At 72.2% G+C, this 19678-nt stretch carries 23 protein-coding genes; 7 read left to right on the forward strand and 16 right to left on the reverse strand.

Annotated elements, in window-relative coordinates; all coding sequences use genetic code 11:
* Positions 1-119 precede the first annotated feature (119 nt).
* The 3 genes from J5Y09_RS13980 to J5Y09_RS13990 are packed head-to-tail and all read right to left on the reverse strand — an operon-like array spanning position 120 to position 3029.
* A complete protein-coding gene (locus J5Y09_RS13980; protein WP_209352424.1) occupies positions 120-1133 on the reverse strand; it encodes a cytochrome d ubiquinol oxidase subunit II in 1014 nt (337 codons plus the stop codon).
* A complete protein-coding gene (locus tag J5Y09_RS13985) occupies positions 1130-2461 on the reverse strand; it encodes a cytochrome ubiquinol oxidase subunit I (RefSeq protein ID WP_209352425.1) in 1332 nt (443 codons plus the stop codon). The genes J5Y09_RS13980 and J5Y09_RS13985 overlap by 4 nt, the downstream gene beginning before the upstream one ends.
* 4 nt (positions 2462-2465) lie before the next feature.
* Positions 2466-3029 carry a GbsR/MarR family transcriptional regulator gene (locus J5Y09_RS13990; RefSeq protein ID WP_209352426.1) on the reverse strand — a complete coding sequence of 188 codons (564 nt, stop codon included), beginning with the start codon at positions 3027-3029 and terminating at the stop codon, positions 2466-2468.
* 143 nt (positions 3030-3172) lie between these two features.
* Here J5Y09_RS13990 and J5Y09_RS13995 point away from each other — a divergent pair, with 143 nt between their 5' ends.
* Complete coding sequence (locus tag J5Y09_RS13995; protein WP_209352427.1) at positions 3173-4144, forward strand: Bug family tripartite tricarboxylate transporter substrate binding protein; 972 nt, start codon at positions 3173-3175, stop codon at positions 4142-4144.
* A gap of 72 nt (positions 4145-4216) precedes the next feature.
* Here J5Y09_RS13995 and J5Y09_RS14000 read toward each other — a convergent pair whose 3' ends face one another.
* Positions 4217-4699 carry a peroxiredoxin gene (locus J5Y09_RS14000; protein ID WP_209352428.1) on the reverse strand — a complete coding sequence of 161 codons (483 nt, stop codon included), beginning with the start codon at positions 4697-4699 and terminating at the stop codon, positions 4217-4219.
* Between the two features lie 102 nt (positions 4700-4801).
* Between J5Y09_RS14000 and J5Y09_RS14005 the strand changes: the two genes are divergently transcribed.
* A complete protein-coding gene (locus J5Y09_RS14005; protein WP_209352429.1) occupies positions 4802-5389 on the forward strand; it encodes a YqgE/AlgH family protein in 588 nt (195 codons plus the stop codon).
* Between the two features lie 124 nt (positions 5390-5513).
* Positions 5514-5855, forward strand: a complete 342-nt coding sequence (locus J5Y09_RS14010; RefSeq protein ID WP_209352430.1) for a DHCW motif cupin fold protein — start codon at positions 5514-5516, stop codon at positions 5853-5855.
* Here J5Y09_RS14010 and J5Y09_RS14015 read toward each other — a convergent pair.
* Genes J5Y09_RS14015 through J5Y09_RS14025 form a run of 3 tightly spaced genes read right to left on the reverse strand, consistent with a single transcriptional unit; the run spans position 5852 to position 8120 of the window.
* Positions 5852-6205: an MmcQ/YjbR family DNA-binding protein gene (locus J5Y09_RS14015; protein ID WP_342451476.1), complete on the reverse strand. Its 354-nt coding sequence runs from the start codon at positions 6203-6205 to the stop codon at positions 5852-5854. The two genes, J5Y09_RS14010 and J5Y09_RS14015, sit on opposite strands and share 4 nt — an antisense overlap.
* Positions 6202-7062 (reverse strand): TIGR01459 family HAD-type hydrolase, encoded by an 861-nt coding sequence (locus J5Y09_RS14020; protein WP_209352431.1) that lies wholly within the window; start codon positions 7060-7062, stop codon positions 6202-6204. Before J5Y09_RS14020 ends, J5Y09_RS14015 begins: the two co-directional genes overlap by 4 nt.
* Positions 7062-8120, reverse strand: coding sequence for a quinone-dependent dihydroorotate dehydrogenase (locus J5Y09_RS14025; RefSeq protein WP_209352432.1), 1059 nt, complete (start codon positions 8118-8120; stop codon positions 7062-7064). Before J5Y09_RS14025 ends, J5Y09_RS14020 begins: the two co-directional genes overlap by 1 nt.
* 80 nt (positions 8121-8200) lie before the next feature.
* On the opposite strand from J5Y09_RS14025, the gene J5Y09_RS14030 reads away from it, so the two are divergent.
* A complete protein-coding gene (locus tag J5Y09_RS14030; protein ID WP_342451477.1) occupies positions 8201-9058 on the forward strand; it encodes a DMT family transporter in 858 nt (285 codons plus the stop codon).
* Here the strand turns inward: J5Y09_RS14030 and J5Y09_RS14035 are convergent.
* Positions 9036-9722, reverse strand: a complete 687-nt coding sequence (locus tag J5Y09_RS14035; RefSeq protein ID WP_209352433.1) for a hypothetical protein — start codon at positions 9720-9722, stop codon at positions 9036-9038. The genes J5Y09_RS14030 and J5Y09_RS14035 overlap by 23 nt on opposite strands.
* Before the next feature lie 62 nt (positions 9723-9784).
* Positions 9785-10141: a DUF952 domain-containing protein gene (locus J5Y09_RS14040; protein ID WP_209352434.1), complete on the reverse strand. Its 357-nt coding sequence runs from the start codon at positions 10139-10141 to the stop codon at positions 9785-9787.
* 125 nt (positions 10142-10266) lie between these two features.
* Here J5Y09_RS14040 and J5Y09_RS14045 point away from each other — a divergent pair, with 125 nt between their 5' ends.
* Together J5Y09_RS14045 and J5Y09_RS14050 are read left to right on the forward strand one after the other, a co-directional pair.
* Entirely contained in the window at positions 10267-11691 is a 1425-nt protein-coding gene (locus J5Y09_RS14045; RefSeq protein WP_209352435.1) for an ethylbenzene dehydrogenase-related protein, read from the forward strand.
* Positions 11692-11694: 3 nt separating this feature from the next.
* Complete coding sequence (locus J5Y09_RS14050) at positions 11695-12249, forward strand: DUF2231 domain-containing protein (RefSeq protein WP_209352436.1); 555 nt, start codon at positions 11695-11697, stop codon at positions 12247-12249.
* Positions 12250-12258: 9 nt separating this feature from the next.
* Here the strand turns inward: J5Y09_RS14050 and J5Y09_RS14055 are convergent, their stop codons facing one another.
* Positions 12259-12678, reverse strand: coding sequence for a cell wall hydrolase (locus J5Y09_RS14055; RefSeq protein WP_209352437.1), 420 nt, complete (start codon positions 12676-12678; stop codon positions 12259-12261).
* Positions 12675-13010, reverse strand: a complete 336-nt coding sequence (locus tag J5Y09_RS14060) for a hypothetical protein (RefSeq protein WP_209352438.1) — start codon at positions 13008-13010, stop codon at positions 12675-12677. Before J5Y09_RS14060 ends, J5Y09_RS14055 begins: the two co-directional genes overlap by 4 nt.
* Positions 13011-13092: 82 nt before the next feature.
* Here J5Y09_RS14060 and J5Y09_RS14065 point away from each other — a divergent pair, with 82 nt between their 5' ends.
* Complete coding sequence (locus J5Y09_RS14065; RefSeq protein ID WP_408904059.1) at positions 13093-13314, forward strand: hypothetical protein; 222 nt, start codon at positions 13093-13095, stop codon at positions 13312-13314.
* A gap of 1 nt (position 13315) precedes the next feature.
* Here J5Y09_RS14065 and terL read toward each other — a convergent pair whose 3' ends face one another.
* Genes terL through J5Y09_RS14090 form a run of 5 tightly spaced genes read right to left on the reverse strand, consistent with a single transcriptional unit; the run spans position 13316 to position 19675 of the window.
* The gene (terL, locus tag J5Y09_RS14070; protein ID WP_209352440.1) at positions 13316-14755 is read right to left on the reverse strand and encodes a phage terminase large subunit; all 1440 of its coding nucleotides are present in this window, start codon (positions 14753-14755) and stop codon (positions 13316-13318) included.
* The gene (locus tag J5Y09_RS14075) at positions 14733-15047 is read right to left on the reverse strand and encodes a hypothetical protein (RefSeq protein WP_209352441.1); all 315 of its coding nucleotides are present in this window, start codon (positions 15045-15047) and stop codon (positions 14733-14735) included. Before J5Y09_RS14075 ends, terL begins: the two co-directional genes overlap by 23 nt.
* Entirely contained in the window at positions 15044-17323 is a 2280-nt protein-coding gene (locus J5Y09_RS14080; protein WP_209352442.1) for a phage tail fiber domain-containing protein, read from the reverse strand. The genes J5Y09_RS14075 and J5Y09_RS14080 overlap by 4 nt, the downstream gene beginning before the upstream one ends.
* 34 nt (positions 17324-17357) lie before the next feature.
* Positions 17358-17798, reverse strand: coding sequence for a hypothetical protein (locus tag J5Y09_RS14085; RefSeq protein WP_209352443.1), 441 nt, complete (start codon positions 17796-17798; stop codon positions 17358-17360).
* The gene (locus tag J5Y09_RS14090) at positions 17798-19675 is read right to left on the reverse strand and encodes a phage tail protein (protein ID WP_209352444.1); all 1878 of its coding nucleotides are present in this window, start codon (positions 19673-19675) and stop codon (positions 17798-17800) included. The genes J5Y09_RS14085 and J5Y09_RS14090 overlap by 1 nt, the downstream gene beginning before the upstream one ends.
* Between the last annotated feature and the right edge of the window lie 3 nt (positions 19676-19678).

Below are 19678 nucleotides of genomic sequence, written 5' to 3' on the forward strand. Positions count from 1 at the left end.
ATCCGCTCCCACGCCGTGTCGCTCAGCACCAAACGATCCAAGACGCCCAAGGCCAGCTCCCCAAAGGCAGCCTTGAATCACGTCACGCCGCCTTCGGGAATCCCAAGAGTCCACACGACCTAGTAGTAGGTGAGGTCGCGCGCCTTGCCGCCGAAGATGCGCCAGGCGAGGAAGGTGTAGGCGAGGATCACCGGCAGCACGAAGATCGCGCCGGCCAGGATGAGCGTCAGGCTCTCCGGCGCGCTGGCCGACTGCCAGATGGTCAGCCTTTCCGGCACCACATAGGGGAAGAAGGACCAGGCGAGCCCCGCGAAGAACAGCGAGAACAGCGCGACCGCACCCCAGAAGGGCACGCGCCGCAGCGCATCGCCCGGCAGCGGCATGTGGCGCAGCAGGCTGCCGATGCCCAGCAGAAGTGCGGCCGTCGCGATGGGCAGCGGTGCGAGTGCCAGCACCTCGGGGAAGGCGAACCAGCGGTCGAAGATGCGGCTGCTGACCAGCGGCGTGACGGCGGAGACGAGCAGGATGCCGATGCCCATCGGCCAGATCGCCAGCCGCGCCCAGCCGATCGCCGCGCGCTGCAGATCGCCCTCGGTGCGCCAGATCAGCCAGGCCGCGCCGATGAAGGCATAGGCGATAGCGAGTCCGATCGCGGCCATCGCCGCGAAGCCCGTCGCCGCCCAGCCATCGGCGAAGCCCAGCACGTAGCGCCCGAGCATCCAGCCCTGCGACAGCGCCGAGATCAGCGAACCCGCGACGAAGGCGTGGTCCCAGCGCCGCTTCTGCCGTAGGTCCGCGGCCTTGGCGCGGAACTCGAAGGCGACGCCGCGCAGCGTCAGCCCCGCGAGCATCACCGCGACGGGCAGGTACAGCTCCGTCAGGATCACGCCATGCGCCGAGGGGAAGGCCACCAGCAGCAGCCCGACGCCGAGCACGAGCCAGGTCTCGTTCGCGTCCCAGAAGGGGCCGATCGCGGCGATCATGCGGTCCCGGTCCGCTTCCACCGAGACGCGCGGCAGCAGGATGCCGACGCCGAGGTCGAAGCCGTCGAGCACAACGTAGAGCAGGATCGAAAGCGCCATCAGCCCGGCGAAGATCACCGGCAGCCAGTCGGGCGGGACGAAGGGCGTCATGCCGGCAGGCCCTTGGGCAGCGGTTCCGCCGTGGCGCCGGAGGCCTTGGCCGCGAGCCGGTAGATCGTGCCGACATAGGCCGCGAGCAGCAGCGCGTAGAGGATCAGGTACATCGCCAGCGTCGCGCCGATGCTCGCCGCCGGCACCGGCCCCGCCGCCTGCGCCGTGGTCAGCACGCCGTGCACGAGCCAGGGCTGGCGGCCGATCTCGGTCACGTACCAGCCGGCCAGCGTCGCGACCCAGCCGGAGAAGGTCATCCCCACCAGCCCCCACATCAGCAGCCGCGGCAGCGTCCCGCGCCGCCACAGCAGCCATGCGCAGGCCAGGGCGGTCGCGATCATCAGCATCCCGGTGCCGACCATGACGCGGAAGGCGTAGAACACGGGTGCTACGGGCGGATGCTCGCCGCGGAACTGGTTGAGGCCCGGCACCTCCCCGTCGAAGCGGTGCGTCAGCACAAGGCTTGCGCCGTAGGGGATCGCGATCTCGAAGCGGTTCTCCCGCGCCTGGTCGTCCGGGATGGCGAAGAGCACCAGCGGCACGCCGCCGCGCGTCTCCCAATTGCCTTCCATCGCCGCGACCTTGGCCGGCTGGTGTTCCAGCGTGTTCAGCCCGTGCATGTCGCCCAGCAGCAGCTGCGTCGGCGCGCCGATCGCGGCCATCACGATGCCGGTGCGCAGCACGGCCATGACGGACGGCGCGCGGTCCCCGCGCAGCCAGCGCCAGGCGGACATCCCCGCCAGCAGGAACGCGACCGTCAGCGCCGAGGCCATCAGCATGTGCGACAGCCGATAGGGCATGGACGGGTTGAACACGATCGCCCACCAGTCGGTCGCGTGCGCCACGCCGTCGCGCAGCTCGAAGCCCTGGGGCGTGTGCATCCAGGAATTCAGCACCAGGATCCAGAAGGCGCTCATCGTCGTGCCGAAGGCCACCAGGAAGGTCGCCCCCGTGTGCACCCAGCCGGGGACGCGGCGGAAGCCGAACAGCATGATCCCGAGGAAGGTCGCCTCCAGGAAGAAGGCCGTCAGCACCTCATAGGCCAGCAGCGGGCCGGCGATGTTGCCCACGCGCTCCATGAAGCCAGGCCAGTTCGTGCCGAACTGGAAGGACATGGTGATGCCGGAGACGACCCCGAGCGCGAAGGACAGGGCGAAGACCTTCACCCAGAAGCGGTAGGCGTCCATCCACTTGTCGTCGCCCGTCGCGTTGAAGCGCAGCTTGAAGAACAGCAGCACCCAGCCCAGCGCGATGGTGATGGTGGGGAACAGGATGTGGAAGGAGATGTTCGCCGCGAACTGGATGCGGGCGAGGATCAGCGCGTCCATCGGATCAGACCTCCTTCCGTCCGCGGACGAACTCGACGACGCGGTCCTTCGCGTCGAGCAGCCGCGTCACCTTCGACCCCAGTTCGAGAAGTGCCGCGAGACGCTCGGTCTCGAGCCGCCTCACATCCTCGTACCAGTTGGTCAGGCGCTCGATCAGCCCGTGCATCTCGGCCATGCGGGCCTGGGCGTGGCGTTCGGGTTCGCTGCCGGGCGTCTGCATCAGCAATTCGCGCAGCACCGACAGGGTCGGGTCGACCTCCCGCTTCTTCCGCTCCTCCGCCAACACGCGCAGGATCTGCCAGACATCCTCGGGCGTGGTGTAGTGGTCGCGCCGGTCGTCCGGGATGTGGCGCGGCAGCACGAGGTTCCAGGCCTGCAATTCGCGCAGGCCCATCGAGACGTTGGAGCGCGAGACGCCGAGCGCCTCGACGATGTCGTCGGCGCAGAGCGGCCGCGGCGAGACGTAGAGCAGCGCGTAGATCTGCCCCACCGTGCGGTTGATGCCCCAGCGGGACCCCATTTCCCCGAAATGGAGGACGAAGGCCTGGACGAGCGGAGGAAGATTCATCGAATTCCGGCTTTTCAGAATTTTTTGAAATCTACGAAGAGGTTTGATCCAGATCAAGTCCCCTTCCCGCTGGAACGGACCTTGCGTGCCCCCCGCCCGGTCGCGCCATGCTGGCGCCCGAACCCGCCTTGCCGGAGACCGCCATGATCCGCCGCCGCGCCCTGCCCGCCCTTGCCGGCCTCGCCCTGGCCGCCCCGGCCCTTGCCCAGGCGCCCTGGCCGAACCGGCCGATCCGCCTCGTGGTGCCCTATCCGCCCGGCGGCGCGTCCGACATCTCGGGGCGGCTGCAGGCGGAGGTGCTGCAGGCCGCCCTCGGCGTGCCCTGCGTGGTCGACAACCGGTCCGGCGCGGGCGGAACCGTGGGCACGCTGCACGTCGCGCAGGCGGCCCCGGATGGCTACACGGTGATGATGGCCAGCCCATCGAGCCATCTCGGCGCGCCGCTGCTGTTCCGCAACGCCGGCTATGACGGCGTGGACGACTTCACCGCCATCGCCACCTTCGCCACCGGCACGGCGGTCGTCTGCGTCCATCCCGGCGTGCCGGCACGCACCATCCCGGAACTCGTGGCGCATCTGAAGGCGAATCCGGGGAAGCTGAACTACGGCTCGGCCGGCGCGGGCGGTGCGAACCACATGCTCGGCGTGCTGTTCATGCTGCGCACGGGCACCGAGATGGCGCATGTGCCCTATCGCGGCGCCGCGCCGGCGCTGGCGGACCTGATCGCGGGCAACATCCAGGTGGTGTTCGACAGCTATTCCGGCGTGATCGGATCGATCCGCGCGGGCCAGGTGCGCGCGCTCGGCATCACCAACGCCACGCGCTGGCCGCTCGCGCCCGAGATGCCGACGGTGCAGGAACAGGGCGTGCCGGACTACGACCTGCCGTCCTTCTCGGCCGTGATGGGGCCGAAGGGCATGCCGGAGCCGATCGTGCGCAGGATGAACGAGGCGATCAACGCCGGCCTGCGCGACCCCGGGCTGCTGCGCCGGCTGGAAGCCAACGGCAACGTGCCCTATCCGAACACGCCCGAGGAATTCGCCCGCATCATGCGCACCCAGCGCGAGACCTGGCGGGAGCTGGTGCGCGTCTCAGGCGTCGAACCGCAGGGCTGAGGCCCGGCACGCGCCGGGCCTCGCCGAAGCCTGTCGTGCCGCGCGGCCGGACCCCCGGCCGCGCGCGCAGGATCAGAGGGCGGCGAGAACCGCCTGGCCGGACGACACCTCGAAGGCGCCGGGCGCCTCGACGGCGACATGCGTCACCTTGCCGTCCTTGGCCACCAGCGCGAAGCGCTGGCAGCGCACGCCGAGGCCGCGCGCCGTCAGGTCGAATTCCAGGCCCATCGCCTTGGTGAAGACGGCCGCGCCATCGGCCAGCATCGCCACCTGGTCGGTCACGCCCTGGTCCTTCGCCCAGGCGCCCATGACGAACACGTCGTTCACCGCCATGCAGGCGATCGCGTCCACGCCCTTGGCCTTCAGCGCATCCGCGTTCTCGACGAAGGACGGCATGTGCTTGGCCGAGCAGGTCGGCGTGAAGGCGCCCGGCACGCCGAACAGGACCACGGTGCGGCCCTTGAAGAACTCCCCGGTATCGACTTCCTTCGGCCCCTCGGCGGTGGCCTGCATGACCTTCACGGCCGGAATGGCGTCGCCCACACTGATCGGCATGTCGTCCTCCTCGTTGGCCAGCCGATGTAGCGCGGGCGCGCCGGGCTGTCATCGGGGCGGACGAGCCTTGCGGGACCGCGCGGGGTGATCCACCTAGGGGCCATGGCCACTTCGAAATCCTGGGCGAGCGCGGGCGCCGGCTACCTTGCCGGGCATCTCCTCATCGCGATGCCGGGCATGCAGGACCCGCGCTTCGACCATACCGTCGTCTGCCTCTGCGCCCATTCGTCCGAGGGCGCGATGGGGCTGATCGTGAACCGCCCGCTCGCCGGGCTCGCCTTCGACGACCTGCTCCGCCAGCTCGAGATCGAGCCGACACCGCCGCAGCGGCGCATCCGCATGGTCTCCGGCGGGCCGGTCGAGGGCGGCCGCGGCTTCGTGCTGCACAGCGACGACTGGACGGCCGAGGGCAGCATGCCCGTCGTCCCCGGCCTCGCGCTGACCGCGAGCCTCGACATCCTCAAGGCGATCGCGGCCGGCGGCGGGCCGAAGGCGGGCGTGCTCGCGCTGGGCTATGCCGGCTGGTCGCCGGGGCAGCTCGAGGAAGAGATCCAGCGCAATTCCTGGCTCAGCGTGCCGGCCGACGAAGGGCTGGTGTTCGGCGACGACACCACCCGCACCTGGGACGCGGCGCTGGCCAAGCTGCGCGTCGACCCGGCGCTGCTCTCCGCCGCGGCGGGGCACGCCTGAAGCAGCATCCGTCGCGCGGCACGGAGCCCGATCGCACACATCCGGCATGACCGGATGGCGCCGTATGGACGGCCGCGGCGCGCGCGGGCACGGTCCCGGGCGCGATACGCCCGAGGACCCGACCATGCGCATGTCCGCCATCCCCTTCGACACCACCGACTGGTCCGCGGTCGAACCCACCCGCCATGCGGGGGAGGAAGGCGAGGCGCTGTGGCGCACGCGCCATGTCGGCCCGGCGGACAACCCGATCCGCGTCCGCATGGTCGAATACTCCCCCGGCTACGTTTCGGACCATTGGTGCGAGAAGGGCCATGTGCTGCTGGTTCTCGACGGGGAACTCGAGACGACGCTGGCCGATGGCCGAGTCTTCACCCTGACGCCGGGCATGTCATACCAGGTGGCCGATGGGGCGGAGCCGCATCGCTCCCGCACCGCAAAGGGCGCGCGGCTGTTCATCGTCGACTAGTCCGGCAGCGTCGCGGCGAGCCGCTTCGGCGCCGTCATGCGCCAGGACCGGCGGACCAGCGCCGCCACCTCCTCCCAATCCGCGTCGCCGTCCAGCACCACGCCGATCCAGCCCTTGTGGCCGACATAGGGGGGCACGAAGAAGCGGTCCGGCGCGGCGGCGACAAGCACCTCCTGGCTGCCGGGCGGCGCCTTGCACCACATGGCCGCCTGCAGCCGGTCCGTCGTCGACCACATGCAGAAGATGCGGTCGCGGATGCGCCAGGTGGCGATGCCCCAGGTCTCGCGTTCCGCCGCATCCGGCAGGGCGAGGCAGATCGCCCGCAGCCTTGCGAGCGCGCGCAGGTTCACCAGCGCAGAGAGCGCAGCGCCGCGATCGGGCGCACGCCCTCCTCATGCGCCACGGCGGCGAGATGCTCCGCGGACGGATCTTCCCCATGCGCATCGGCCGCGAGGCCCGTCAGCGCCCAGAGCGCGTCGAGCCCGGCCGCCTGAGCGCCGGCGAGGTCGGTGTGCGGGCTGTCGCCGATGGCCAGCACGCGGTGCCGCGGCGGATCGCCGAGCAGTTCGAGCACCGGCTCGTACACCTCGGGGTCCGGCTTGCCGACCTCCCGCACCGCGCCGCCCAGGGCGAGGTAGATGTCGGCCAACGCGCCGGCGCAGATCACCTTCTTGCCCGCCACCATCACCGCGCGGTCGGGATTGACGCAGACCATCGGCAGCCGCGCCGCGGCGCAGGCTTCCAGCACCGGGCGATAGGGATCGGCGCTTTGCGGGCCGAGCCTGTCGTCGGGGCCGGTGTTGAGCAGGAAGGTGGCCTCGCGCGGCTCGGCGACGATCTCGGCCACGCCTTCCTCGACCACCGACAGGTCGCGCTCCGGGCCGATATGGACGCAGCGCTGGCCCAGCGACGCGAAGAAGGAATCGCGCCGCGCCTTGAGATGCCGCCAGGACACCTCGCCCGAGGACATGATGCCGTCATAGAGCGCGCGGTCGAGCCCCATGCGGTCCAGCATGGACGCGACCATCCAGGCCCGGCGCGGCGCGTTGGTCAGGAAGACGATGCGCTTGCCGCGCGCCTTCAGCGCCGCCAGCGCCTCGGGCACGCCCGGGTAGGGCTTGCGCCCGTCATGCACCACGCCCCAGAGGTCGAGCACATAGCCGTCATAGCGGTCGGCGATCGCTTCGATGCCGTCGAGGATGTCCATCACGCGTCCCTGCCGACGGCGTCGGCGACCGAAGTGAATCCATCGCGCTTCAGCAGCGCGGCGAGGCCATCGGCGATGCGCCGCGGCAGCACGGGCCCGGCATAGGCGAAGCCCGTATAGATCTGCACGAGCGAGGCGCCGGCGCGGACCTTCGCGTAGGCCTGCTCGGCCGTCGCGATGCCGCCCACGCCCACCAGCGCGATGCGCCCGCGCGCGATGCGGAACACCTTGCGCAGCACCTCGGTCGAGGGCGCGAACAGAGGCTGTCCCGAAAGGCCGCCCGCTTCCTTCACGAGCGGCGACCGCAGCGACGCCGGCCGCGCGATGGTGGTGTTGGAGACGATCAGCCCCGCCACGCCGCGCGCCAGGCACGCATTGACGATCGGCTCCAGCGCGTCGTCCGCCAGATCGGGCGCGATCTTGACCAGCAGCGGCGGCGTGCGCGGCAGGGTGGACCGCTTCGCCGCGATGGCGTCGAGGATCGACGCGAGCCGTTCCTCCCCCTGCAGGTCGCGCAGGCCGGGCGTGTTGGGGGAGGAGACGTTGACCGTGACGTAGTCGGCATGGGGCGCGACGGCGGCATAGAGCGCCGGATAGTCGCGCTCCGGATCGGCACCTTCCTTGTTGATGCCGATATTGGCGCCGAACACCGCGGGCAGCGGGCGCGGAAGTGCTGCGATCCGCGCGACGTAGCCGTCCAGCCCGCCATTGTTGAAGCCCATGCGGTTGATCACCGCCGCATCTTCCTGCAGGCGGAACAGGCGCGGGCGCGGATTGCCCGGCTGCGGGCGGGGCGTGACGGTGCCGGCCTCGACGAAGCCGAAGCCGAGCCGCATCAGGGGTGCGACCGCCACCGCATCCTTGTCGAAGCCGGCGGCGAGCCCGATCGGGTTGCGGAAGCGCAGGCCCAGGCAATGGGTCTCGAGCACCGGGTCGTCCGTGCCCGCATCCCGGCCCGCGAGCCCGGCCGCGAGGGCCTTCAGCGCGAGCCCGTGCGCGGTCTCGGCATCCAGGCCGCGGATCAGCGGCATCAGGGCGGAAGCGATGGCGGGGGTCATGGCGGGCGTCTTCTGCCCCGGTTGACGCGGCGGGGGAAGCCCGTCCAGAAGCGGGCACAACGGCACGGCGGGATCAGAGGGTGCGGGGCCCGGTCTTCCTGGTCGCGGCGATGGCGCTGTTCGGCGTGCTCGACGCGAATTCCAAACTCCTTGCCGGCACCTATCCGGCGAGCCAGGTGGTGGCGTTGCGCTACGCGACGCTGCTGCTGGTGCTGTTCGCGGCGCGCGCGGCCGTCCCCGGGGCGGGCGGGACGCTGTCCACGGCGCATCCCTTCCTGCACCTCGCGCGCGCGACCTGCATGCTGGGCTCGGGGCTGGGCTTCTTCCTCGCGCTGCGGGAGATTCCGCTGGCGGAAGGCTACCTAGTCTATTTCACGGCACCCTTCCTGACGCTCGGGCTCGCCGCGCTGGTGCTGAAGGAACGGACGGGGCCGGCGGTCTGGTGGTGGTCCTTCCTCGGCTTCGCGGGGGTGCTGCTGGCGATGTGGCCGGGGCTCGCCGCGGGCGGGCCGGTGGGCGCCTATTTGTGGGCACTGCTGGGAACGGCCTGCTACGCGGCGGTGCTGACGATCAACCGCCTGCTGCGGCACGAGACCGGGGCGGCGGTGCTGATCCTGTGGTCGTCCCTGCCCGGGCTGATCGTGCTGTTCCCCTTCGCGGCGATGGAATGGGTGGCGCCGGGGCCGCGCGACCTGCTGGCGCTGATGGCGAACGGGCTGTTCGCGGGCGCGGCGACGCTCTGCCTCGCCATCGCCTTCCGCCACGATTCGGCGGCACGGCTCGCGCCGCTCGAATTCTCCGCGCTGATCTTCGCGGTCGGCTTCGACCTGTTGATCTGGAACGTATGGCCGAGCGGCTGGACGCTGGGCGGGGCCGTGATCGTCGTCTTCGCCTGCCTGATGAGCCAGCGGGCGGCTAGTTCAGCCGCACGACCTTGAACAATTCGCGGTTGTTCTGGCTCGTGTCGTAGACCTGGGCATAGAAGGTCCAGGCGGTGCCGTTGCGCACGCCGATCACCGTCGCGCGGTTGTTGCCGGCATAGTCCCGCCCGCCGCCATTCGGATCCTTCTCGAAGGTCGCCGCCGTGCCGCCGCCGCCCATGCCGCCGGTCAGCGCGCCATGCACGCTGGCCCCGGCCACCGCCGGCTGGATGTGGGAGAGGATGCGGTCCCCGCCCCCGTTCGGGCTGCCGATGCCGAAGCCGCAGCCCGACAGCTGCGATGTCAGCATGATGTCCGGCCCGCCCGCGCCCGGCACGACGACATGGGTCGTCGCCGGCCCGTCGGCGGCCTGCGTCATGGCGATATAATGCGCCTCGAACTCGGTCGCCGGGTCGGGCGCCGGCTTGGGCGGCAGCGCCACCTTCATGAACTTGATCAGCCGCCGCTGCTTCTGCAGGCCGAGCAGCCCGCTCAGCCCGGTCGTGAAGCCCGGCATGGAGATCGTCTCGTTGTCCTGCTGGTTCGCGTTGGCGTAGCGGAAGGTGGCGACGCCGGACGCCTTGGCCGCGCCGCCCGCGATGTCCAGGCGATAGTGCCGCAGGAAGGCCTCGGGGGTCGCCCGCATCTCCCCGAGCAGGGCCGCGAGGGTCGGCATCGGCATCGCACGTCGCCCCGTTCCTGGTTCGCGCCACGCTATGTCGCGGCCGATGCCCTCGGCAAGGTTCAGGCGATATCGGCCGGGAACACGTGGAGCCCATCCGCGCCGAGCGGCACCGCCACGACGCGCGTGACCGCCGAGAGCGGCAGCGGGGCGTACAGATGCGGGAACAGCCCCGGCCGCTTGCCGCCCGATGCGTGTTCCCATTTCAGCGCATCGCCGAGCGCCGCGGCATCGGCCTCGACCAGCAGCAGGTCCGGCACGCCGGCGCGGTGCTTCGCCGCACTCGCCCGCACCTGGCCGGCCGCGGAGAAGTGCAGGAAGCCGTCGCGCGCATCGTCCGCGCTGCCGGCATAGGCGCCGGCGGCCTCGGCGGCGCGCCAATCGGCTTCGCGCACCAGGGTGTAGATCTTCGCGTCCATGGGCCCTCGCCTCCGACCGCCTCCCTGAACTTGCGCAATCGCAAGGACACGGGACGCATGCCCGCGCATTTGCTCCGTCGACGCTGCCCGCGCAAGCCGCCGGCACGCGCGAGGGGGAGAACCAAATGCGCCGTACCGCATTGCTGGCGACGGGAGCCGTCTTCGTCGCCGCGCTCGGCTATTCCTGGCTGACGCATGGCCGCGGCGTCGTGCGCGACGACCCCGCGCGACACATCAGCGTTCCCGCGACGCTGACCGTGCCGCTCAGCGTGCAGGTCGCGCACAACGGCACCGACGTGCTGTTCCGCTACCGCTGGCCCGCGCCCAATCCCGGCATCTTCCACGACATGCTGCGCTACGAAGGCGGTGCCTGGCAGGTGCGCGGCGCGGCCGTGCCCGGCTCGCAGCCCGACGGGCTGCACGAGGACCGCGTGTCGATGATGCTGGACGACGGCAGCGTGCCGGAATTCGGCCGCTACGGCGGTTATGTCGCGATCGGCGCGCGGCTGGCCGGCTTCACCGACGAGGCGAGCGGGCGGGAAGTGCGCGAGCATCCCGAACTCGGCCGGCGCCTGGGGCTCGACGAGCCGACCAAGTACCTGCCCGCGACGCGCAGCGACCCTGCCGACTTCGCCGCCGTGGTGCCGGAAGCCGAGCAGCGCCGGCTGCAGGCGGCGGGCTACTTCCTCGACCTGTGGCACTGGCGCGCGGCGCGATCCAACCCGGTCGGCGTGGCCGACGACCAATTCATCACCGCCGGCCGGCTGAGCGACGCCGGTCGGGGCATGTACACGACGAACTGGGACGGGCCGAACCGCCGCCCCGCGCGCATGTTCGACCCTGCCCAGGCCGGCGGCCGCGCCGCCTTCCGGTGGGAGGACCTCACCCAGGGCCGCATCGGCCAGGACGACGTCAACGCGCTGACGGACCGGAATTCGGTTCCCTTCGATCCGAACCATGCGTGGCGCGATGGCGACACCATCCCGCGCCGGCTGCTGCGCGCGCCGCAGGGATCGCGCGCCGACATCGCCGTCGCCGGCCGCGCGCGCTGGGCCGATGGCACCTGGGACGTGACGCTGCGCCGCCGCATGGATACCGGCGCGCCGCAGGAGGACAAGATCATCCGCGACGGCGGCGTCTACCAGGCCGCCTTCGCCATCCACCGCCAGGCGACCGGCGGGCGGTGGCACTACGTCTCCCTGCCGCTGTCGATCGGCTTCGGGCGGGCGGCGGACGTGCAGTCGGCCCGCTTCGAGGGCGACAGCCCCGACTGGTCGCAGCCAGCCCATGCGGTGACGCTGTTCTACCCCGGCCAGGTGAACTGGCCGCTGATCGTGGGCGACCGCCACCCCGGCGCCGACCGCGTGCGCGCCGGCGTGCCGGTCCGCTTCCGCCACAGCGAGGACCAGCTCGCCCATTACGGCGTGGAGATGGAGTTCAACGAGGCGATCCAGCGCCAATGGCGGCTGACGCTGCTGGCCGGCATCGGGCTGATCGCCGCCTTCGGCATCGCACTGACCGCCACCATCGGTCGCCGGACGGGAGCCTGAGCCATGGCCGCCAATCACATCCTGCTCGTTCACTTCCCGATCGCGCTGCTGACGGTGGCCATGTTCGCCATCATCCTGCGCGCCTTCTCCGGCGGCACGCTCGCGCGGGCGGTGGACCACGCGCTGGTGCCGCTGCTGGCCGTCGGCGTCGTGACGACCGCGATCGCCTACGCCATCGGCTTCCGGGTCTGGCCGGCGGAGGCGATCACCAGCTCCCCGCTCGGGCGCAACCACATCCTGTCGGCGAGCTGGACGCTCGCCTACTGGGCCGTGCTGCTGCTGGTCCGCTGGCGCGGGGGCGAGGCGGTGTGGGACGGGCTCTCGCGCTGGGTGATGGTCGGGCTTGCGCTGCTGGGCAGCCTGCTGCTGACCATCACGGGCACGCTGGGCGGGCACCTGACGGGCACGCCGACCGCCGCCTCCCAGGCGCTGCGCGCCATGGGGTGGGAGGTCTACACGACCTTCTACGTGCCCGACACGACGCTGTACGCCATCGGCGGGGCGTCGCTGGCGCTGCTGCTCATCGCGCTGGCGGCGCGGCGCGCCAGGCCGGGCTGACGGTATGCCTCAGCCGAGGTCCTCGGCGCGGTAGAAGCAGAAGCCCCCGATCTCGGCCGAGGCCGCGCGGCCGACCGCCCAGCCGGGCAGCGCCGCCGCGTCGTGCACATGGGTCGCCCCGCCGGTCGGGTCGGGCAGCGCGCCCGCGATCGCGCGCGCGGCGACGCGCCGGCAGATCGCCAGCGCCCCGTCGCCCGGCGGGACCTCCATCAGCGCGGCGTGGCGCGGATGGTTGCGGTTCCAGCAGGGGAACTGGAAGGGCGCGCGGCAAACGCCGCCGATGCCGCTGCCCCAATGCGCCGGCCCGCCCGGTTCGGCCGCGCGGCGCGCGCGGTTGACGACCAGCGCGGCCAGGCCCTCGATCGCGCGGACGGGCCGGCCCGCCGCCTCCCCCCACAGCGTCAGGGCGAGCACCTCGGCGGCGCTCATTCCCGTTCCTCCGCGCGGCGCGCGGCCTGCGCGACGGCGATGCTGGCGCGGGAGACCTCCTCGATCTTCGCCTCGATGCGCACCAGGTGGTCCGACAGGCGGCGGTCGAGGTCGCGGATCAGCGACAGCGGCACATAGGTGCGCGCGACCTCCAGCTTGAACTGGGCGAGGTCGTCGCGCGTGCGCGTCAGCGCATCCGAATCGCGCTGGTCGCCGCGCTCGATGCGCGCATGCACGTCGCGCCGGAGCCCGTGGATCATCCAGAAGAGCGCGGCAACGACGGGCGCCTCCACGGCGGTGATCCACCAGAGCGGTTCGATCTGGATGGGCATGGTCATGCCTCCTGCTTGCGGACTTGAAGGAAGGCGTCGGCTTCCCCACCCTTGGGCGAAGCCCCGGGGAATGCGCGCCGCCATGTGGAACGAGCCCTATCTCGAGACCTGCTGCCGTTCGGCCCTGCACCGGCTGACGCTGGTGGGGCCGCATGGCCGCCCGCCCGGGCTCAAGGACGGGCCGTGCCTCAACCGCCTCACCGCGATGGGCCTGGCCCGGCCGCGGGAGGATGGGCGCTTCGAGATCACCGATGCCGGCCGCGCGCGGCACGGCAGCGAGATCCTCAAGCGCCGCGCCGCCTAGGTCAGCGCCAATCCGGCCGCCGGGGCGGCGGCCGCGCGCGCACCAGCCTGACCGGGTCCGCCAGCAGGCAGCCCGCCACGGCGTCGAGCGCATCGTCGCGGACCCCCGTCGCACCGGGGCGCCATTCGGCCATCTCTGCAGCGAAGGGCGTGCGCAGGACGCTGTCATGGGCATGCAGCCGCCGCGCGGCCAGGGCGGGTTCCAGCGCGGCGAGGATGCGGTCCTCCTTCGCGCGGGTGCTCGCATGGTCGATGACGGTGCAGGCCACACCTTCCTCGGCGAGGACGCGGCGCAGCAGGGCGGGCAGGAATTTCCCGAGCCCGTTGGTCTCGACGCGCACGGCGGGCAGCAGCGTTTCCTCCAGCAGGCGGGCGACGGCGCGGCATTGCTGCGTCGCCGGGTCATCGGCCGCCGACGGGTCGTGCACCAGGTAGGCGAGGCGATGGAGGAAGGCGCGCCCTTCGCCATCCGCGTAGCAGCAGGCCAGCACCGAGGCGTCGCCGCCATCCGGGCGCCCATAGGCCGGGTCCCAGAAGGCGCCGCCCGAGACGAGGCGATGGCCGAGCAGCGTCAGCACGCCCCTGCCCTGCGCCTCCCGCCAGTCGGGCTCGGCCGCGTAGCGGATGATGGCGGCGGGATCGAGCCGCACGGCACCGGAAGGGACCGGCTGGAGCAGCATCTGCCGGCGGAACTCGGTCGGCCCGACGCGGTCGCGCAGCGCGGCGATCGCGTCGCGCGGAAAGCGCTCGGGCCAGGCGGAGGCGCCGGCGGCGTTCATCACCGGCAGCACCAGGCGGCGGTAGCCGGCCAGGAAGGCGCCTTCGTCGCGCGCGTCGCGATAGAGGCTGTCCTCGCAATGCGGCGTGCCGACGAACAGGATGGTCCCGCCGGGGACGAGGATGAACTCCGTCTCCGCCAGCCTCTCCCGCAGCTCGGCGCGCTTGGTCGGCGTGTCGCAATTGCCCGCGACCTCGACATCGTCGCAGACGATGACCTCGGCGCGGTTGCCGGTGACGTTGCCGCCGATGCCCTGGGCGAGCATGGAGGGGTCGCGCAGCGCGCCGTCGCGCGCCACGGTGAAGCGGTCCGCCGCCCAACCATCGGCCGCGCCGCGCAGCAGGTGGCGGCACAGCGGGTGGCGTTCGACGATGCGCCGCACATTGGCGACCATCTTCACCGCAAGCGACGCATCGGCGGCGAGGACGAGGATGCGCGTCTCCGGCCGACATGCGAGCAGCCACGCGCACCAAAGGCCGATGAGCGTGGACTTGCCGCAGCCGCGGAAGGCCATCAGCAACAGCCGCGCATCGCCCGCCGCCTGGCGCGCATCCAGCCAGCGCGCGATGCGGCGGTGGATGGCGGGCGTCTCGTGCCGCTGGCGGCGGTTCCAGATCCAGACGAATTCCAGGAAGGCGGCGTCAGCACTCCCCTTCGCCGGCATCGATGTGGTCCTCCGAAGATTGCGCGAGGGCCGCGCGGGCCTCGACCAGCATGGTCGTCGCCTCCTCAACCTCAATCACCGGCGCGCCCAGGGAGCGGCCGATCTTGATGAGCATGTCCAGGTGCGAGAGCGCGGCCTTGCAGCCGGCCTGGTAGGTGGTGAAGGCTTTTGCCGCGTCCTCGATCGACGGGTCCGGGCCGCCACGCAGGAAGCGAAGGTAGTCGTTGACGACGATGTCGAGCGCGCTGCGCAGGGCGGTGCCGTGCGGGACGACGTCCCGCGCCTCGGTCACGTCTTCACCACGCGGGCGCGCACGGTGCCCGCGCCGAGGTCGATCGCGACGCCGCTGCGGTTCCAGGCGGTGACAGTGACGACATCCGTCGCCCCCACCTGCGCGAGGAAGACGACGCCCGAGGTGGCGAGCGAGTAGGAGGCGGAGGCAAAGTCCCCCGGCCGCGCGCCGGCCAGCGGCAGGTTGATCTGCGACGTCGCGCCCGGCGCGAGCGAGGGCGGGTCCCAGGCCGCTTCCGCGACCAGCGCGCGCGCGCCATGCGGCAGGTCCGGCAGGCCGTACAGCAACGGTGGCGCGTGCAGGGGGTCGCAGGCGAGCCGCATGGCCCGCACCTCGTAATCCGCCCCGATGCGCGCCACGCCGATGATGGCGAAGGCGACCTGCGGCGCGAGGCGCACCACCTGCGGGCGCGCGAAGGTGGCGTCCAGCATATCCGCCGTGCCCTGCCACCAGCGCGCCGTCGCGTTCCAGGCCATGGACTGGCCGGAGGCGAGCACAAGCGGCACGCCGCCGTCCGACAGCAGGTTGCCCGCCGCGTCGAAGCCCATGACGAGGAGCCGCGGCGCATCGGCGTCGACGGCCAAAGCGAAGTCCCTGCAGCCGCGCGCATCCACCACGAAACCGAGGCCCCGCCCGCCCGTCAGCACCACGCCGCGGTCGGTGAAGCCGTAGCCGTCCAGCGCGGGAAGGGCGAAGTCCGCGATGGTGGCCGGCGTGCCCGCCACATTGGTGGACAGGCAGGCCAGCCGCTCGAACCCCCATTCGGTGTTCGACCAGCGGATGCGCGCGGCGCGGAGATTCGCGACCGAGGCGACCTCCCGCGTCGCCTCCCGGAAGGCCGCCGCCTGGTGGAAGCGGCGCAGCGCGGCGCCGGCGCGCGTGGCGGTCGGCGCGTAGTCGACATCGACCTCATAGGCCTGGGATGCCCAGGCGACCTCGTACACATGGTCCTGCGCCGCGCCGGTGTGGCGCGCGACGAAGGGGCTGCAGCCTTCCATGCGCAGCCCGCGCACCCAGACCGCGCGGCTGCTGACTTCGGACAGGAAGGGGATGCCGCTGATCGGCCGCCCTTCCGCGCGGAGCTCGAAGTTCGGCCCGTCGAACAGATGCCTGTTGTGCGCGACATAGGCGCCGGGCGCGGCCGAGAAGCGCACGCCGAAGCGGTCCGTGTTCACGTTGACGGTGCTGCCGATGGTGAAGTGCCCGCCGATGTAGCGGACCGAGGTGTTCCACCCCGCCGCCGTCTCGGTGCGGATGTCGAGCCCGATGCGGCTGTTGCCGATGCGCCCGAGGATCAGCGTCGTGTCCTCGAAGCCGCGCTCCACGCCCAGGGTGCGGACGCCGATGGTGAAGCCTTCCACCTGGCGGATCTCGACGAGCGAGGCATCGAGGTTGCGCAGCAGCAGCCCGATGTCGCCGTCATCCGTCCAGTCCGAGATCGTCGCGCGCAGAACGCGCAGCCCCTCGTAGCGCTTGGCCGCGTTGCGCACGGCCGCGCCGTCGCCGAGCGTCAACGCGACCGTCCCCGCCGGCCCGGCATACAGGATGGCGCCGCGCATCGTCAGCCCCGCCGCCCCTTCGCCGAGCGTCAGCGGCTGGGTGGTGCGGAAGGTGCCCTCCCCGATCTCGAGCAGGCGGCCCGAGGCGGCGGCGGCGGCCATGGCGGCGGCGAGCGCGGGCCCGTCATCGGTCACGCCATCGCCTGTCGCCCCGAAGTCGCGCGCGGTCAGGCGCTCGGACAGCTTGTCCTCGACCGTGCGCGGCACGCCGCCGGGAAAGGGCACGCCGAGGCTTCCCGTGCCGCGGTCGAAGACCGTCACGTCGCCCAGGCTGTCGAAGCCGAGCACGCGGTCGGCCCGCGCAGCGCGCGCCGGCAGCGTCAGCGCGCCGCCATCGGCGGGGCCGAGGCGCAGCGCGCCGGCGACATCCTCCGCCACCTGCTGCAGCGCGGCGACCTGGTAGTCGAGCTCGTCGTTCAGCGTGCGCGCGCGCAGGATGCCGTTGTCCTGGAAGTCGGTCAGCCGTGCGAGGGCGAGGCGCCGCCGCAGCGTGACGCGCGTGCCGGGTGCGGGGGCTTCCGCCAGCGAGACGGTGCCGCCATCCGAGCGCCCCGCGCCGGAGACCACCGCGCCGCCGGACAGCAGCGCGCCGTCGAGCCGGATCTCGAGATCCTCCGGCGCGAAGATGGGAAAGGGGTAGGGAAAGGCGGATTGCACGCCGTCCGCGACATACTGCACGCGCGGCGCCACATCGCCGATCGTGATGTGTTCGGCCATCTGGAAACCTCGGGGGTCTGGAGGGAACGGCGGGTCAGTCGAGCAGGCTGCGCACGGCGCCGCCGAGGCTCTGCCCGGCACGGAGGAAGGAGGTCAGGCTGCCATCGGGGGCGAGCAGCGAGCGTCGACCAGCGGCAAGCCGCGCCTGCGTCACGGCGGCCTCCTCGGCCGCGTCCTGCGCGGCATCCCGGCGCAGCCCGGCCGCCAGCGCGGCGGCGGAGCCTTCGTCAGGCGACACGCCACCCGCGGCGAGCCGCGCGCGGACGGAGGCGATGGTGCGGGCGAGCGCCTGGCTGCGCTCCCGCGCCCGCGCCGCGGCCTGGGTGGTCGCCTGCGCATCCTGCGCTTCCTGCTGCGCGCGCAGGTTGTCCGCCTGCGCGCGGGACGCGGCGCGCTGCTGCTGCGCCTGGCGCACCTGGCCATAGGCGCTGATGCCCGCGCCAGCGAGGGCGGCGAGCGATGCGAGCTGGGCCATCAATCGGTCATCCTCGTCTCGGTGGTGACGGAAAGCAGCGTCATCGGCAGCGGCGCCGCACCTTCGATGCGCCAGAGTGGGCGCAGCCGGTCGCGCCGCCAGCCGAGGCCGCGCAGCGTGACGTCGCCGGTGAAGGGCGCGGGCGGCGCGTCGAGCAGCGCCGTGTCGAGCCGGCGGAACGGCACGGGCTGCGCGCCGCGGCCGAGATCGACCTCGAGCGCCGCGGTCTCCAGCAGCCGGAAGGTGACGGAGACGAGGCGCAGCGGGCCGCTCGTCGCGCCGCCGCCGGCCATGATGTCCTGCGGCAGCGGCTCGACCTCGTGCCGGAAGGACAGGCCGGCCTGCACGCTGCGCGCGGGCGGGTCGAGCGTGACCGCCCCGCTTGCGACGGCGACGGGTGCGCGCGGCGCTCCGTCCGCCAGCACGGCGACGTCCCGCCCTTCCAGATGCGCGAGGCCGCTCCACACATCCTGCGGCGCTGTCGCCGTGCCGCTCAGCGCGGCATCGAGGCCGAGGCCGGGTTCGAAGCGCTCCAGCGCGCAGGCGCCCTCGCGCTCCGTCGCGACCCAGACGGTGCCCTCGCTTTCCGCCACGGCGCGGAAGGCGCCCGCCGTCTCCTGCCGCGTCCAGGCCGTGACCTGTTCCGCGCGATACAGCGTGAGCGTGCCGAGCCCGCCATCCTCCATGACCAGGTGCAGCAGCCGCAGCCGCTGGTCATACGCCATGGAGACGGGCGCCTTGACGATGTGCCGGGCGAGGATGGCGAGGTCGTTGGCCTGGTAGGCCTCCCCCACCTCCGCATAGGCGAATTCGTGCACGCCCTGCCCGCCGCGCGCGACGAAGACCGTCGCACCATCGACATCCACCGGCTGCACGAGCCGGTCCACAGGCGAGCCCACGCGCGTCTGCCGGTCGAGCTGGATGGAAGACGGCGTCAGCGGATCCCCGCGCACCATCCACTCCGCGCCCGAGGTAAAGACCTGCAGGTGCCGCCCGGAGAAGACGCCGCGGATCGCGTTCACCTGGTCCGAGACCAGGCCGAAGGCGATCGCCTCGTCATCCAGGCCCGCGCCGGGGTCGAAGTCGAAGAGATCGCCGGTGCGCGACAGCATCAGCCGGTTCGGCAGGTCCCGCGTGCCGCCGATGACCAGCCGTTCCTGGTGGAAGCAGCAGGTCACGGGCCAGCCGCGGGCGGGGCCGATCGCCGCTTCCTCCCAGTCCGTGGTCGGCACGGCGGCGGCAAGCGTGTCCTCGACCGTCGCGTTGACCAACGTCGGTGAGGCGACGGACAGGATCCGCACGCGCTTGCCGCCGATGCGCAGGCGCGTGCCGGCATGCGCGGCGACGAAGGTCGGCGCGCTCACGGTCAGCGTTACCGCGCCGGTGATGGCACTGGCCGTGATCGTCACCTCGGGCGGGGCAAAGCGGAAGAAGGGCTCCCGCACGAAGGCCCAGGGCACGATCGTCCAGCCGCCGGCCGTGCGCGTGATGCGCTGCGGCGGCATCTGCGGATGCACGAGCAGCAGCGTGTCCGCGCTCTGCGTGAAGCCGATCTGCGGCAGCATCGCCGCAGTCCAGGGGCCGGCGAGCGTGGCCACCACCGCATCGCCCTGGAAGACGCGCAGCGCGCCGTCCGTCAGCACCATCAGATAGGTCTGCTCGGTGTTGAACTCGAAGGGGATCAGCCGCGCCGCACCCGGCAGCGTCGCGACATGGCGCAGCCCGGGCCGGCGCGTGACGCCGCCGGTGGGCTGGAGGAAGACGTTGCGCAGGCGCCGCGCGCCGTTCTCGAAGGCGCGCAGGTCGCCGCGGCCGAGCAGTTCGGGCGCGAGTTCCCCCGCGGCGAAGCTCGTCTTGGCACGCTTGACGGCGGGCATGGG

The sequence above is a fragment of the Roseomonas nitratireducens genome (assembly GCF_017813355.1).
Classification (GTDB): Bacteria; Pseudomonadota; Alphaproteobacteria; order Acetobacterales; family Acetobacteraceae; genus Neoroseomonas; species Neoroseomonas nitratireducens.